At 64.3% G+C, this 15,020-nt stretch carries 12 protein-coding genes and 1 pseudogene; 5 read left to right on the top strand and 8 right to left on the bottom strand.

Going from position 1 to position 15,020, the window contains the following annotated elements:
* Positions 1-178, top strand: a pseudogene (locus ACNPP0_RS21405) (C45 family autoproteolytic acyltransferase/hydrolase); the annotation flags it as partial.
* Between the two features lie 36 nt (positions 179-214).
* Here the strand turns inward: ACNPP0_RS21405 and ACNPP0_RS21400 are convergent.
* From ACNPP0_RS21400 to nudC, 3 genes are all read right to left on the bottom strand, one after another.
* Complete coding sequence (locus ACNPP0_RS21400; RefSeq protein ID WP_448706938.1) at positions 215-3,841, bottom strand: hydantoinase B/oxoprolinase family protein; 3,627 nt, start codon at positions 3,839-3,841, stop codon at positions 215-217.
* 80 nt (positions 3,842-3,921) lie between these two features.
* Complete coding sequence (locus ACNPP0_RS21395; protein WP_332608050.1) at positions 3,922-4,431, bottom strand: winged helix DNA-binding protein; 510 nt, start codon at positions 4,429-4,431, stop codon at positions 3,922-3,924.
* A gap of 157 nt (positions 4,432-4,588) precedes the next feature.
* Positions 4,589-5,359 (bottom strand): NAD(+) diphosphatase, encoded by a 771-nt coding sequence (gene nudC / locus ACNPP0_RS21390; RefSeq protein WP_332608049.1) that lies wholly within the window; start codon positions 5,357-5,359, stop codon positions 4,589-4,591.
* Positions 5,360-5,638: 279 nt separating this feature from the next.
* Between nudC and ACNPP0_RS21385 the strand changes: the two genes are divergently transcribed.
* The 4 genes from ACNPP0_RS21385 (at position 5,639) to ACNPP0_RS21370 (ending at position 9,872) form a co-directional block, all read left to right on the top strand.
* The gene (locus tag ACNPP0_RS21385; protein WP_332608048.1) at positions 5,639-6,613 is read left to right on the top strand and encodes a TRAP transporter substrate-binding protein; all 975 of its coding nucleotides are present in this window, start codon (positions 5,639-5,641) and stop codon (positions 6,611-6,613) included.
* A gap of 7 nt (positions 6,614-6,620) precedes the next feature.
* Positions 6,621-7,121: a TRAP transporter small permease gene (locus ACNPP0_RS21380; protein WP_046804960.1), complete on the top strand. Its 501-nt coding sequence runs from the start codon at positions 6,621-6,623 to the stop codon at positions 7,119-7,121.
* Positions 7,114-8,415, top strand: coding sequence for a TRAP transporter large permease (locus tag ACNPP0_RS21375; RefSeq protein ID WP_046804961.1), 1,302 nt, complete (start codon positions 7,114-7,116; stop codon positions 8,413-8,415). Before ACNPP0_RS21380 ends, ACNPP0_RS21375 begins: the two co-directional genes overlap by 8 nt.
* Before the next feature lie 386 nt (positions 8,416-8,801).
* On the top strand, positions 8,802-9,872 hold the full coding sequence (locus tag ACNPP0_RS21370; protein WP_332608047.1) for a porin: 1,071 nt from the start codon (positions 8,802-8,804) through the stop codon (positions 9,870-9,872).
* A 96-nt stretch (positions 9,873-9,968) separates the two neighbouring features.
* On the opposite strand, the gene ACNPP0_RS21365 is transcribed toward ACNPP0_RS21370, so the two are convergent.
* The 5 genes from ACNPP0_RS21365 to ACNPP0_RS21345 form a co-directional block, all read right to left on the bottom strand.
* Positions 9,969-10,775 (bottom strand): putative hydro-lyase, encoded by an 807-nt coding sequence (locus ACNPP0_RS21365; protein WP_332608046.1) that lies wholly within the window; start codon positions 10,773-10,775, stop codon positions 9,969-9,971.
* Positions 10,776-10,813: 38 nt separating this feature from the next.
* Positions 10,814-12,163 carry an amidase gene (locus tag ACNPP0_RS21360; RefSeq protein WP_448706937.1) on the bottom strand — a complete coding sequence of 450 codons (1,350 nt, stop codon included), beginning with the start codon at positions 12,161-12,163 and terminating at the stop codon, positions 10,814-10,816.
* 91 nt (positions 12,164-12,254) lie between these two features.
* Positions 12,255-12,938 (bottom strand): DUF2848 domain-containing protein, encoded by a 684-nt coding sequence (locus tag ACNPP0_RS21355; protein WP_448706936.1) that lies wholly within the window; start codon positions 12,936-12,938, stop codon positions 12,255-12,257.
* Positions 12,939-13,062: 124 nt separating this feature from the next.
* Positions 13,063-14,346 carry a TRAP transporter large permease gene (locus ACNPP0_RS21350; RefSeq protein ID WP_448706935.1) on the bottom strand — a complete coding sequence of 428 codons (1,284 nt, stop codon included), beginning with the start codon at positions 14,344-14,346 and terminating at the stop codon, positions 13,063-13,065.
* Positions 14,343-14,963, bottom strand: coding sequence for a TRAP transporter small permease subunit (locus ACNPP0_RS21345; RefSeq protein WP_332608042.1), 621 nt, complete (start codon positions 14,961-14,963; stop codon positions 14,343-14,345). The genes ACNPP0_RS21350 and ACNPP0_RS21345 overlap by 4 nt, the downstream gene beginning before the upstream one ends.
* Positions 14,964-15,020 lie beyond the last annotated feature (57 nt).

The following is a 15,020-nucleotide window of genomic DNA, read 5'->3' as shown; positions in this document are numbered from 1 at the left end:
GCTGCACGATACGCTGGGCGCCCTGCCCATCCTGCGCACGGACGCCGCGGACCCGGACGGGGAAAACACGCTGGCCACCGCCGTGTTCGAAATCCGCGACGATGACGTGACGCTGCGCGTCTATGACCGCCGCGCGATGGCGGACATTGCATTGGATGTGATGTCAGAGCCGGAATGATCCGGCTCGTTCACCACATCATCACACCCACCGCCGTCACACCGCGCCGTAGCCTCCGCCCCCAGGGGTTTCAACGACAAAGATGTCGCCCGGATGCAGCTGGGCGCTATCTTGCGGACCCAGCTCTTCAATCGTGCCGTCCACCCGTTCAATCGAGTTCCGGCCCATTGCGCCCGGCTGCCCACCCGCCAGGCCAAACGGCGCGTAGCGACGGTTGTTGGACAAGATCGCCGCCGTCATGTCTTCCAGGAAACGGATCCGACGCACGCCACCCTCGCCGCCCGGATAGCGCCCCGCACCGCCCGAACCCTTGCGGATTTCGTACGATTCAAGCCGCACCGGGAAACGGAATTCCAGCACTTCCGGGTCCGTCAGGCGCGAGTTGGTCATGTGCGCCTGCACCACCGACGTGCCGGCAAACCCTTCGTCATGCGGGCCCGCCGCGTCGATGCGCACCGGCCCCGCGCCGGTGCCGCCCGAGATGGTCTCGTAGTACTGATGGCGCGCGTTGCCGAAGGTGAAGTTGTTCATCGTGCCCTGGCTGGCCGCCAGCACCCCCAGCGCACCATACAGCGCGTTGACGATGCACATCGACGTTTCCACGTTGCCCGCCACCACCGATGCGGGCGGGTTCGGGCGCAGCATCGAACCTTCCGGCAAGATGATCGACAGCGGCGCAAGGCAGCCATCGTTCAGCGGAATGTCGTCGTTGACCATCGTGCGGAACACATACAGCACCGCCGCCACGGCGATTGCGCCGGGTGCGTTGAAGTTGTTGTCCAGCTGCGGCGATGTGCCGGTGAAATCGACCACCGCGCTGCGTGCCTGCGTGTCCACCTTCACGGCCACGCGGATCACCGCGCCGTTGTCCAGCGGGTATTCGTAGCTGCCGTCTTTCAGCACCGAAATCACCCGGCGCACCGCTTCTTCGGCGTTGTCCTGCACGTGGCCCATATAGGCGCGCACCACGTCCAGCCCGAAGTGGTCGCACATGCGCAGCAGCTCTTGCACGCCCTTTTCGTTGGCGGCGATCTGCGCGTGCATGTCGGCAATGTTCTGATCCGGATTGCGCGCGGGCCAGCGGCCCGAGCCCAGGATGTCGCGTGCGGCCTGATCGCGGAATTCGCCGTTCTTGACCAGCTGGAAATTAGTGAACAGCACGCCCTCGTCTTCCACCGTCTTGGAATCCGGCGGCATGGAGCCCGGCGTGGTCCCGCCGATATCCGCGTGGTGGCCACGCGAACCGACGTAGAACAGGATTTCGCGGCCGGCGTGATCGAACACGGGGGTGATGACGGTCACGTCCGGCAAGTGCGTGCCGCCGTGGTAAGGATCGTTCACCACATAGGCATCGCCCGGCATCATGCGCCCGGCGTTGGCGTTCATCACCGTGCGCACCGACTCGCCCATCGACCCCAGGTGCACCGGCATGTGCGGCGCGTTGGCGATCAGGCGGGCCTGCGAATCGAAAATCGCGCAGGAAAAGTCCAGGCGCTCTTTGATGTTCACCGAGTACGCCGTGTTCTGCAGGCGGTAGCCCATCTGCTCGGCAATCGACATGAACAGGTTGTTGAACACCTCCAGCATGACTGGATCGGCCTGCGTGCCGATGCTGCGACGATCCGCGCGCGCTTCGATGCGGCGGATCACGAAATGGTCTTGCGACGTCAATTCCGCTTGCCAGCCCGGTTCCACCACGGTGGTCTGGTTGGGCTCGGAAATGATGGCGGGGCCCGTCACCACGTCACCGCCCGCCATGTCTTCGCGCACGTACAGCGGCGTGTCGCGCCACTCGCCCGCGCTGTACATGCTGACCACGCGGCGGGCCGCCAAAGCCCCGTCGCGGGTACGCGGCACGGCCGCTTCGCCAACCCGTTCGCCGCCACCCGTGGCTTCCACCGAAATGGTTTCCACGACCAGTTCGCGGTGGGGCATCAAGAAGGAATAGCGCTGGCGATAGGCGGCCTCGAAGTCGCTGCGCGCCTGCTCCAGAGTGGAAAACGCCACTTCCAGCGCGGTGTCGGTGCCGCGATATTTCAGATGCAAACGACGCTGCACGGAGATGTCGCCGTCCGGCACATGCTGGCGGCGCAGTTCGCCCACCGCTTGCCCGGCCAGCACGTCCAGTTCGTTCTGAAGCTCGCCCATCAGGCCGGCGTCCAGCACCTTTTCAACCGTTTTCTGGCGCATGTCGGTCTGGTCGGCCAAACCCATGCCATAGGCGGACAACACGCCGCCCAGCGGATGCGCGAACACCGTCGTCATGCCCAAGGCGTCGGCCACCAGGCAAGCGTGCTGGCCGCCGGCGCCGCCGAACACCGTCAAGGCGTATTCCGTCACGTCGTGGCCGCGCTGCACCGAAATGCGCTTGATGGCTTCCGCCATGTTGCCCACGGCGATTTCCAGGAAGCCTTCCGCCAGCTGTTCCGGCGTCATCTCGCGGCCGGTGGCCGTGCGCACTTCGTCGGCCATCGCGGTGAAACGTTCGACCACGGCGTCGCGGTCCAACGCTTCATTCGCGTCGGGGCCGAACACATTGGGGAAGAAGTCGGGCTGGATCTTGCCCAACAGCACGTTGCAGTCCGTCACGGCCAGGGGGCCGCCACGGCGATAGCAGGCAGGGCCGGGGTTGGCGCCCGCCGAATCCGGTCCGACGCGCAGGCGCGCGCCGTCGAAATGCAGAATGGACCCGCCACCTGCCGCCACCGTGTGGATGCTCATCATGGGCGCGCGCATGCGCACGCCGGCCACCTGGGTTTCGAATTCGCGTTCGAATTCGCCCGCGTAGTGCGACACGTCGGTGGACGTGCCGCCCATGTCGAACCCGATAACCTTCGGGAACCCGGCGATTTCGCTGGTGCGCACCATGCCGACAATGCCGCCGGCGGGGCCGGACAGAATGGCGTCCTTGCCCCGGAAGCGGTGCGCATCCGTCAGGCCGCCGCTGGATTGCATGAACATCAGGCGGATGCCGGGCAATTCGCCCGCCACCTGATCCACATAGCGCTTGAGGATGGGCGACAGATACGCGTCAACCACCGTCGTGTCGCCGCGCGACACAAATTTGATCAACGGGCTGACCTCGTGCGAGGCCGACACCTGCGTGAAGCCCACTTCGCGAGCGATGCGCGCCGCGCGCTGCTCGTGGTCGGTGGCGTGCCAGGCGTGCATGAACACGATGGCAACCGCGCGTATGCCGCTGTCGTACGCGGCCTGCATGCCCGCCCGCAAGCCCTCTTCGTCCAGATCGCGAATGACGGCGCCGTCGGCGGCCACGCGCTCATCGGCTTCCACGACGGATTCGTACAGCATTTCGGGCAGCACGACATTGCGGTCGAACAGGCGGGGCCGGTTCTGATACGCAATGCGCAGCGCATCGCGGAACCCGCGCGTGGTCACCAGCAGCGTGCGTTCGCCCTTGCGTTCCAGCAAGGCGTTGGTGGCCACCGTCGTGCCCATCTTCACGCATTCAACCTGGTCCACGGGCACCGGCTGCCCGGGCGCCACGCCCAGCAGCTTGCGGATGCCGGCCACGGCTGCGTCGCGATACTGCTCGGGGTTTTCCGACAGCATCTTTGCCGTGGTGGTCGTGCCGTCGGGGCGGCGCGCCACGATATCGGTGAAGGTACCCCCACGATCGATCCAGAATTGCCACTTCTTCATGCGTAATCCTTGAAAACAGACGGCCACGGCGGGTGCCGCCGCGGTCGGGTTGCGGTGTGCCGGGCCAGGCCCGAACAGGTTCAGAGTGAGGTTGCCGCCCTGGCGGCCTGGTCGTACAGACCGGATAGCGAGCGCAAGGCGTGCGCCAATTGGCGGCTGAAATCCAGCCCGCCCCCGCCCGGCCCATCCAGGCCGGACGTCAGGCATTGTTCGCGGATGTCGCCGTAGCGCTTGAGGATGTCAGCGCCTTCGGGCGTCACGCTGTAGAAGACTTCCTTGCTGTTGCGTTCGCCCTTGACCACGCCCAGCCGCTCCAGCTTCTTCAGTGCATAGCTGACGATGTGCGTGTCTTCGACATTGAGCGTGAAGCAGATATCGGCAAGCTTCTTGGCGCGCTGGCGATGGTAGACGTGGTGAAACACCATCACGTCGGTGGGCGTCAGGTCCGGCAGGCCGGCGGCTGCCATGCAGCGCACCGTCCAGCGGTCAAAGGCGTGGCTGGCGATCATCAGGCCGAATTCGACTTCGGACAGGTCCGGCGCGCTGCCGCCGGCCAGATGGGCTGACGACGCGATCAACGTAGGGCTCATGGAACGTTCAAGCCAAGTTTATATGGATGAAATACTAATAATTTATGTGTATTTCATCCATAAAAAATAAAGCCCGAACGGCCGAAAACGCCCATTTCAAGGGAAATCCCCTAGCGCTACAGGCGTTCCGGGCGTTCCCTAGACGGGAACGCCGGCGTCAAGGCGCCGTCCAGCCCGCCGGCAGATTGGCCCGAATCAGCCAGCCGGCGATCGAAATTCGCGGCGCGATGTCCGGCATGGGGTCGCCGGGGCCGAACCAGCGCGCATCGGCAATCTCGTCTTCCTGCACGCTAATGTCGCCCGACACGTAATCGGCCGTGAATGCCACCATCAGCGAATGCGGAAATGGCCAGGGCTGGCTGCCGAAGTACCGCAGGTTGCCGACCTTCAGGCCGACTTCTTCGAAGACTTCGCGGTGCACGGTTTCTTCGATGCTTTCGCCCGGTTCGACAAAGCCGGCCAGTGCCGTATAGCGCGAGGTGGCGGTCGTAGTGTGCCGCGCCAGCAGGATGCTGTCGCCTTTGCGGATCAGCACCATCATGGCGGGGGAAATGCGCGGGTACGCCGAAAAGCCGCAAGCGGGGCAGCGCAGGCAGAACTCGTGCGGCACGCGCTCGGCGGGGGTGCCGCAGGCGCCGCAGAACCGGTGCGTGCGCGCCCATTCGGCGATTTGATACGCGCGGCCGGCCAGCGCCATGCGCTCATCGTCCAGCACGCCGAACAGCGAACGCAGCTTCTTGAACGCGTAACCCTCGGGCGCTTCAAGAGCGGGGTCCACGTGCGCCGTGCGATACGGCGAATCGGGTACGGACCAGATGGCTTGCAAGGCCGGCGAGGACAGGCCGATGCGTTCGCACAACGCCAAATCCGGCAACACGCTGGACGCTTCTTCGACCAGCAATTCATCACGGCGGAAAACGAAATTCACTTGAGCCTCTGCAGCACGCTTCGATCCCGCAATCTTAGAAGAAAAATAGGCGCGCGAAGGGGTGTCCCACCGCCCGCGCGCAAAGTTTTAGCCTTCAAGGATGTGTCGCGTCCGAGCCCTAGGATTAACCCGTAAAACCGCATTTTTTGTGCGCGTTGTTGCCGCGCAGCACCATAGAATGGCACGGCTTTCAGGCCGCGCGACATCCGCGCAGCAGTCTCTTTCCAGAATGCCTATCGGGCAAAACCCGTCTTCACCATTCGCACAGAAGGACCTTCCATGTACAAGAAAATCTCATTGCTGGCCGGCAGCATCGTCCTGGCGTTCAGCGCGGGCGCACAGGCCCAAACCAAATGGGACCTGCCCAGCGCCTACCCCGCCAGTAACTTCCACGTTGAAAACCTGACCACCTTCATCAAGGACGTGGACACGCTGTCGCAGGGCAAGCTGAAGATCCAGCTGCACAACAACGCCTCGCTGTACAAGGCGCCGGAAATCAAGCGCGCGGTGCAAGGCAATCAGGCACAGATCGGCGAAATCCTGCTGACCAACTTCGCCAACGAAGACCCGATCTACGAACTGGACGGCCTGCCCTTCCTGGCCACCGGCTACGACGCCTCGTTCAAGCTGTACCAGGCGCAAAAGCCCTTTCTGGAAAAGAAGCTGGCCTCGCAAGGCATGACGCTGCTGTACGCCGTGGCGTGGCCGCCCCAAGGCATCTTCGCCAACAAGGACATCAAGCAGATCAACGACATGAAGGGCCTGAAGTGGCGTGCCTACAGCCCCGTCACCGCCAAGATCGCCGAACTGGTCGGCGCGCAGCCGGTCACGGTGCAACAGGCCGAACTGGCGCAAGCGCTGGCCACGGGCGTGATCGATTCGTACATGTCGTCGGCGTCCACCGGCTACGACACCAAGACGTACGAGTACATCAAGAAGTTCTACGACACGCAGGCCTGGCTGCCCAAGAACGCCATCATCGTGAACAAGAAGGCGTTTGACGCGCTGGACCCGGCTACACAAGACGCCCTGAAGAAGGCCGGCGCGCAGGCCGAGGAACGCGGCTGGAAGCTGTCGCAGGAAAAGAACAAGTGGTACCAGGAAGAGCTGGCCAAGAACGGCATGGAAACCATCAAGCCGACCGTGGAACTCAAGGAAGGCCTGTCGGTGATCGGCAAGCGCATGCTGGAAGACTGGCTGAAGAAGGCAGGTGCCGACGGCCAGGCCATGATCGACGCCTACAAGAAGCAGTGATCTTTTTATGCGCCGCTTTTTAGATGGTCTTTACGGCGCGGCCGGCCTGTTGGCCGGCCTGTGCACGATCGGCGTTCTGGTTTCGGTGCTGGCGGCGATCATCGCCCGCCAGCTCAGCCTGAACATTCCTGGCACCGATGCGTATGCAGGCTACTTCATGGCCGCGGCGGGTTTCCTGGCGTTATCCAGCACGTTCAAGCACGGCGAACACATCCGGGTCACGCTGTTGCTCAATTCGTTGGCGCCGGCAGGCAGCCGCCGACTGGACATTTTTGCGCTGGCCGTGGGTTCGCTGCTGGCGTCGGCCTTTGCCTTTTTCAGCATCAAGCTGACGTACGACTCCTGGCTGTACAACGACATCTCCACGTCCAACGACGCCACGCCGCTCTGGATTCCCCAGATCAGCATGGCGGTGGGCACGGTGTTGTTCCTGGTCGCCCTAGTCGACGAATTGATTCGTCGTTCACGCGGCGTGGCCGCCGCTACTTCGCAGCAAACCCATGAATGAACTTCTTGTCATCACCCTACTGGTCGTTTCCATCTTCGCGCTGTTGGGCTGCGGGGTCTGGGTCGGCCTGACGCTGGCGGGCACGGCATGGATCGGCATGGAGATCTTCTCCAGCCGTCCGGCCGGCGACGCCATGGCCGTCACCATTTGGGGCGCTTCGTCCAGCTGGACGCTGACCGCCCTGCCCTTGTTCCTGTGGATGGGCGAAATCCTGTTTCGCACGCGCTTGTCCGAAGACCTGTTCAAGGGTCTGGCGCCGTGGCTGAACCGCTTGCCGGGTCGGCTGCTGCACACGAACGTGATCGGTTGCGCGATTTTCGCGGCGGTGTCGGGCTCCAGCGCGGCGACGTGCGCGACCGTCGGCAAGATGACCATTCCCGAACTGACACGCCGCGGCTACCCCGAAGACAAGATCCTGGGCACGCTGTCTGGCGCGGGCACGCTGGGCCTGTTGATTCCGCCTTCGATCATCATGATCGTGTACGGCGTGGCGGCCGATGTGTCGATCGCCAAGCTGTTCATCGCGGGCATCTTCCCCGGCATCGTGCTTGCGCTGTTGTTCATGGGCTATATCGGCTGGTGGGCCATCCGCAACCCCGGGCAGGTGCCGGCGGCGGACCCCGGCATGTCGTTCATGCAGAAGCTGTCCCAATCGCGCCACCTGATTCCGGTCATGGTGCTGATCGGCGCGGTGCTTGGCTCCATCTACAGCGGCATCGCCACCGCCACGGAAGCGGCGGCGGTGGGCGTGGTGGGCGCATTGCTGTTGTCGGCGCTGCAAGGCTCGCTGAACCGCTCGACCTTCATGCAGTCGCTGCTGGGCGCCACCCGGCTGTACTGCATGATTGCGTTGATTCTGGCGGGCGCGCAGTTCCTGACGCTGGCGATGGGCTATATCGGCCTGCCGCGCGCGTTGGCGGAATGGATCGGCGGGCTGGGCTTGTCGCAGTTCGGGCTGATCATGGCGCTGATGGTCTTCTTTGTGGTGCTGGGCTGCTTCCTGGACGGCATTTCCATCGTGGTGCTGACCATGGGCGTGCTGTTGCCGACGGTGCAAGCTGCCGGCATCGACCTGATCTGGTTCGGCATCTTCATCGTTTTCGTGGTGGAAATGGCACAAATCACCCCGCCGGTGGGCTTCAACCTGTTCGTGCTGTCCGGCATGAGCGGGCGTGAATTGCCTTATATCGCGCGGGCGTCGCTGCCCATGTTCTTCCTGATGATCGTGGCGGTGCTGCTGCTGTATTTCATTCCGGGCATTGCGACGTGGCTGCCGCTGCACATGACGCTATGACGGTATGACGCCGTGATGTCGCTACCGGGACGCCCGGGCAGCGACGTCCAAGAACCCCGGTTCCTGACCGGGGTTTTTTTTTGAACAAGCGCGCCATTGCCCCACCCCCCAACTATTTTTCAGATCTGTAAACCAGGGAAAACGCCAAAAACATTTTGGCCCTGCACATCCCGTAACTTTTTTAGAATCCCCTGGCGCTGCCCCCCCCTTGCACCACTATGGCGCAATGCCGGGGCAGCCAACCTATTGGGCCAATGCTCCGGACCCGCGCTGCCATCCAGCAGCGTCGGTGCAACGGCCCGACGTCGGACGATCCGCCCGGCGCGGTCAACCCGGCCACAAGCCAGGTCACACACTACAAAACAGCTACACAGGAGGAGTCCTCAGTGAAACGCATCACTCTTACGCTCGCCGCCGCAGGCCTGGGCCTGGCCGCGGGCGCCGCATCGGCGGAAACCAGCGTCACCCTGTACGGCATCGCCGACGTCAGCATCCGCTACCTGAGCACCAGCGCCGGCAGCGTTGGCGAAGACGGCAGCCGCGTGTCGATGGAAAACGGCGCCATCTCGAACAGCCGCTGGGGCCTGCGCGGCTCGGAAGACCTGGGCAACGGCAACCGTGCCTTCTTCCGCCTGGAAAACGGCTTCAACATGCAGAACGGCAATTCGTCGGCCACGGGCAAGACGTTTGGCCGCCTAGCCTACGTGGGCCTGGACGGCGGCAACATCGGCCAGCTGACGCTGGGTCTGCAAAACACGCCGATGTTCGACCTGCTGGCCGACTACTTCGACCCGCTGACCGTGGGCAACTACGATCAGAACGCCTGGTTGCCCGCCGCGATGTCGCGCGTGCGCACCAACAACATGACCAAGTATTCCAATACTATCGGCGACCTGTCCTTGGCGTTGTCGTGGGCCAACGGCGAAAGCTGGGAAGACCACAAGGCGGGCCAGCAATACGGCGCCAGCCTGCGCTACATGATCGGCAAGCTGGGTCTGGGCGCGGCCTACCAGCAGACGTACGACGGCCTGGATTCCGACCTGCGCCAGCGCGTCTGGAACCTGAACGCGTCCTACCAGTTTGAAACCACCAAGGTGTTCGCCGGCTACTTCAATGGCCGCGACGAAACGGGCTGGGTCAACGCCGTCATGGGCGGCACCACCACCGCCAACCTGAACCGCAAGGACAACGGCTATTTCGTGGGCGCCACCTGGCAGGCCACGCCGCGTTGGGCCATTACCGGCGCCGGTTACTACGACCAAAGCAAGAACGTGGTCGAAGACGGCGACAAGGGCAAGCGCTACGCGCTGGTCGCGGTGGCCGAGTATTCACTGTCCAAGCGTTCGCAGGTGTACGGCACGGTGGACTGGAACAAGGTCAGCAACGCCGCCACCGACGAAATCGCCGGCAAGAACCACCAGATCGGCGCCGCCGTGGGCTTCCGCCACATTTTCTAAGCGACGCAGTGCATCGGGCGTTTTCGAAACGCCCGATGCAAAAAAACAACCCCCCAAACCCCATCGCCGCGCAACGGCTGCGATGGGGTTTTTTGTTTACAGCATCGCCATCCGGCTGTTGACCAGATCGGTCACCAGCATGTGCCCCGGCGCGTGCGTGATGCAGAACTCCGGCCGCACCGACGACACCACCGATTGCGGCGTGACGCCGCAAGCCCAGAACACGGGCATTTCGCCCGGCCGGATCTCGACCGCATCGCCGTAGTCAGGCTGGTCGATATCCGCAATGCCGATCAGCGACGGGTCGCCAATATGCACGGGCGCCCCGTGCACCGACGGAAAGCGCGACGTGACCTGAATGGCACGGATGGCATCCGCCGCCTTCAAGGGGCGCATGGACACCACCAGCGGGCCGCTGAAGGCCCCTGCCGGATGCGTCGGGATGTTGGTGCGGTACATCGGCACGTTGCAGCCCTGCTCGATATGGCGCACCGGCAAGCCGTTATCCAGCATGGCTTCTTCGAACGAGAACGAGCAGCCGATCAGGAACGACACCAGATCGTCGCGCCAGATATCACGCACGTCGGTGGGTTCGGCCACCAGCTCGCCGTTCTTCCAGACGCGGTAGCGCGGGATGTCGGTGCGGATGTCGATGTCTTCACCCAGCTCCGGCAGCGCCGGGCTGCCGGGTTCGGACATGGCCAGCAAGGGGCAAGGCTTGGGGTTGCGCTGGCAGAAATGCAGGAAGTCCGCCGCCAGCGCGCGCGGCAGGATGGCCAGGTTGGCCTGGACGTGCCCCGGCGCCAGGTTGGCCGTGGGGCCGGTCAGGCGTCCGCTGCGGGCGTCCAGACGCGCCTGGCGAGCCAGTTGGACACTATTGCGTAAGGCGTCGACGGGCGACATGAAAAATCCTCTTGATGCGGTTGTGAAGCACCGGGCGATCAGTGCCCGGCAAACAGCGCCTCGATGGCCAGGCCGACGGCCAGGATGCGGCGGTCGGCGCCGTTGCTGCCGGCGATCATCAAGCCCACGGGGGCTGTGTCGGGCGCATGGCAAGGCAGCGACAGCGCGCAGCCATCCAGGAAGTTGATCAGCGTGGGGTTGCGCAGGATAAGGCCGTTGGCCGCGTAATAGGCTTCGTCGGAAGCGACCAGGTCGGCCACCGCCGGCGCCACGATGGGCGTGGTCGGCATGATGAGGGCGTCGTAGCCCGCAATGCGGTGATCCACCGCCGCCACCCACGCTTCGCGCGCATCCAGCAAATCGATGTAATCCGCGGCGCTCATGTCCTGGCCACGCATGATGCGCGAGACCACGCGCGGGTCGTAGCGCTTGCCGGCGCGCGCGATCAAATCGCGGTGCCAGGCCCAGGCTTCGGCCGCCGTGAAGCCGCCCTTGCTGTTAATGCCACCAACCTCGGCGAATTCGGGGATGGCGATTTCATCCACCTGCGCGCCCGCTTCCTTCAGCCGGGCCACGGCCGCCGCGAAGCTGTCGGCCACGTGCTTGTCCATGGCGTCCAGCGCCAGCGTGGTGGGCACGGCAAGGCGCAAGCCGCGCAGCGCCATGGCTTCGGGCACGGGGCCGCCGTCGCCCGACAGAATGGCGTCCAGCTCGGCGCAGCAACGCACGCTGGCGGCGATGGGGCCGATGGAATCCAGGTTGGCCGACAGGGGCAGCACGCCCTGCATCGACACGCGCCAGGCGCTGGGCTTGAAGCCCGTCAGGCCGCACAGCGCGGCCGGAATGCGCACCGAGCCACCGGTGTCGGAACCGATGCCGGCCACGGCCATGCCGTCGGCCACGGACACTGCCGCGCCCGAGGACGACCCGCCCGGAATGCGGCCGGTGGCGCGGTCATACGGGTTCAGCGGCGTGCCGTAGTGCGGGTTGATGCCCAGGCCCGAATACGCGAATTCGGTCATGTTGGTGCGGCCAATGATGACGGCGCCGGCCGCGATCAGGCGCTGCACGACGTCGGCGTTGGCGTCAGCCGCCGGCTCGCCTTCGCGCGCGACCGAGCCGGCCATGGTGGTTTCGCCTTCGATGTCGAACAGGTCCTTGATGCTGATCGGCAGCCCTTCCACCGCCGAACGTACGAAGCCCGCCGCCCGCAGGGTGTCGGATGCGTGCGCCTGCGCCAGCGCCGACTCGGCATACAGCTTGGTGAAAACGCGGGCGCCCTCGCCCGCTGCATCCTGCGCGCGCGCCAGCGCCAGTTCGGTCAGCGCCACCGAGGTGGTACGGCCCTCGTTCAGGGCCAAGGTCAGATCATTCAAGGTCGAAACCATCATTGTCCTCGTGCCGCCTAGCGGCGTAAAAGTGCGAACAGGCGCAACCTGAAAAGGCGCGCCTGGCGTTCAATGCCATGCAGAAACGGAATCAGGCCACCACGGGCAGCGATTCGACATGATAGCGATGGCTGATCGTGCGCTGGCGGCGCGGATCGAACAATTCCATGGTGAAGTCGGCCGCGGCGCGGATGCCGCCGATGGCGCCCACGGTGCCGCAGGTCATGCCCGCGCCTTGCGGCAGCACGGCGGCGCCGCCGGTGTAGCCGGCAATCAGGTCCTGCGGGGTGCGCAGCGTGGACAGCGGGCCTTCCTGGTACAGCACCTTTTCACCGTCCTCGACGATGTACGAGCGGATGACCAATTCGTCCCAGTAGTCGGCCACGTCGGCCAGGCGCCAGGCTTCGGTTGCCACCGGCTTCACGCAGACCTGCTTGGACATGGCGACGCTGACGGTTTCCAGCTTGCGGTCGGTATGGTCCGACGCGATGCTGACGTACATCTCGCCGTCCACGGCGAACACGAACGTTTCGACTTCGCCCGACGAATCCTCGCCCACGGCCTGCACTTGCGTGGCCTGGGTCAGCTGGTTGTCGGCGATGCGGTAGTACAGCGGCACGCTGGTCGGGCGCGGCACGCCGATGGCGGCCAGCTCTTCGATGTGGTGCTCGATGGCGGCCATGTCGCGACCGGCCCAGCCGGCAACGATCAGGGTGTTGAAATCCACTTCCACCTGGCGGGGATTGGCGTCGTCAATCTTGAATACGGCTTTCATATCAGTCCTGCGGAAATAACGGGTGGGAAACGGTGTGGCCGCTGTGGGCCGCACCCGGTTCAAACAAACAGTCTTTTCATTCGATCAATCAATCGATCGATCAATCAATCAATCAATCGATCCATCAACCAAACGCGCGCGGCAACCACAGCGCGATGTCGGGCCAGAACGCCAGCAACCCCAGCATCACGAACATGGCGGCCACGAACGGCAGGCTGCCGATGATCACGGCGCTCATCGAGCCGCTCTTGCGCAGGCTTTGCACCACGAACAGGTTCAGGCCCACGGGCGGCGTGATCAGGGCGGCTTCAACCAGGATGATGATGACGATGCCCAGCCAGATCGGGTCGTAGCCCAGCGCGATCATGATGGGCGCCACGATCGGAATCGTCGTGATCATCATGGACAGCGTTTCCATGAAGCAGCCCAGCACCAGGTAGAAGATCACCACGATCAGCAGCATCCACCCCGGCGACAAGCCCAGGCCGGTGATCGACTTGGTCAGCGCGTCGGTCAGGCCGGTGGCCGACATGATGAAGTTCAGGAAGCTGGCCGCGATGACGATCAGCATGATCATCGCCGTGGACCGCATCGTGCCTTCCATCACTTCGCGCAGCATTGTCCAGGACAGGCGGCGGAACCAGGCGGCCAGGATGAAGGCGCCCAGCACGCCCAGCGCGGCGGCTTCCGTCGGCGTGGCAAGCCCGGCGTAGATGGAACCGCCCACCAGGAAGAAGATGCCCATCGGCGGCGCCAGGTGCACCAGGCTGGCAAGGCGCTGGCCCCACGTTGCATGGATCTTCTTGCCGCCCCAGGACGGCTTGGCCACGCAGGCCACGACCACCGTCAGCATGAACAGCGCGGCCATCGCAAAGCCGGGGATGATGCCGGCCAGGTACAGCTTGGGCACGGACGAATTCGTCAGCACGCCGTAGATGACCAGGTTGATGGATGGCGGAATCAAAATGCCCAACGTGCCGCCCGCGGCCAGGCTGCCCAGGAACAACGGCTCGTTGTAGCCATACTTTCGGATCTGCGGAATGGCCACGGTGCCGACCGTGGCGGCGGTCGCCACGCTGGAACCCGACGTTGCCGAGAACAAGGTGGACGCGCCGATGTTGGCGTGCATCAAGCCGCCCGGCAACCACGACAGCCACAGGCTCATCGCGCTGTACATGCGTTCGGCAAAGCCCGCGCGCAGCAGCACTTCGCCCAGCATGATGAACAGCGGAATCGCCACCAGCAGGAACTCGTTGTTCGAGCTCCAGGAAATTTCACCGATGGCGCGCGACAGCGGCAGCATCGAAAAGAGCGGGTCCAGGATCAGACCCAACACGCCAAGCGCCGCGCCCACGGGAATGGACAGGCCGATCAGCACCAGCAACAACGTCAATGCGGTGGAAATCATGCTGCGTCTCCCTTGACCATGCGCTCGCCGGCGGCGGCTTCTTCTTCAGCTTCTTCTTGCGCGGAACGCACACCGCAGATCTGCTTGACCAGTTCGATGTCGCCCGTGACCAACGCGGCCGAGGCGCGCGCCAGCATCAAAGCGACCGTGATGCACATCCAGGCCAGTCCCAATAGCCACAAGCCTTGCGGCACCCACAGCGGCGTGGCCAGCGGGGTGTTGGCGGCGGACTTTTGCGCCCATGAGGTCTGCACCACGTCGTAGGCGTAGTACGTCAGGAACACCATGAAGACGGCCAGCGACACCATGGAAATCCAGTCGAGCACGGCCGACAGGCGCACCGGCAGGTATTGATAAAGCACGTCCACACGCACGTTGGCGCGTTGCAGCGTGGCGAACGCCAGCGCCCACGACGTGCTGATGGCGAAGGCATAGCTGGACAATTCGTCGGCGCCACCGGTGGTGAACCCCAGGAATTTGCGGGCCAGCACGTCGAACGAGATCAGCAGCACGCTGGCCACCGTCAACGCGCCGCCGGCCCACACGGCCAGGCGCGAGAATGTCTCGGCGCGCCGCAACAGGCCGCCCAACAGGCGGAAGTGTTCGGTTTGGGTCATGGATAGAACCTCTGCGGGCAAACGCCCGGTATGACTTGCGGAAAAGCGCGCCCCCCC

This window comes from Achromobacter semiaridum (genome assembly GCF_053543755.1).
This window is presented reverse-complemented; position numbering and strand designations above follow the sequence as displayed.

Coding starts and splice junctions, on each gene's coding strand:
- ACNPP0_RS21400 (WP_448706938.1), bottom strand. CDS start 3,841: ATGAAGAAGTGGCAATTCTGGATCGATCGTGGGGGTACCTTCACCGAT.
- ACNPP0_RS21395 (WP_332608050.1), bottom strand. CDS start 4,431: ATGAGCCCTACGTTGATCGCGTCGTCAGCCCATCTGGCCGGCGGCAGC.
- ACNPP0_RS21385 (WP_332608048.1), top strand. CDS start 5,639: ATGTACAAGAAAATCTCATTGCTGGCCGGCAGCATCGTCCTGGCGTTC.
- ACNPP0_RS21380 (WP_046804960.1), top strand. CDS start 6,621: ATGCGCCGCTTTTTAGATGGTCTTTACGGCGCGGCCGGCCTGTTGGCC.
- ACNPP0_RS21375 (WP_046804961.1), top strand. CDS start 7,114: ATGAATGAACTTCTTGTCATCACCCTACTGGTCGTTTCCATCTTCGCG.
- ACNPP0_RS21365 (WP_332608046.1), bottom strand. CDS start 10,775: ATGTCGCCCGTCGACGCCTTACGCAATAGTGTCCAACTGGCTCGCCAG.
- ACNPP0_RS21360 (WP_448706937.1), bottom strand. CDS start 12,163: ATGGTTTCGACCTTGAATGATCTGACCTTGGCCCTGAACGAGGGCCGT.
- ACNPP0_RS21355 (WP_448706936.1), bottom strand. CDS start 12,938: ATGAAAGCCGTATTCAAGATTGACGACGCCAATCCCCGCCAGGTGGAA.
- ACNPP0_RS21350 (WP_448706935.1), bottom strand. CDS start 14,346: ATGATTTCCACCGCATTGACGTTGTTGCTGGTGCTGATCGGCCTGTCC.
- ACNPP0_RS21345 (WP_332608042.1), bottom strand. CDS start 14,963: ATGACCCAAACCGAACACTTCCGCCTGTTGGGCGGCCTGTTGCGGCGC.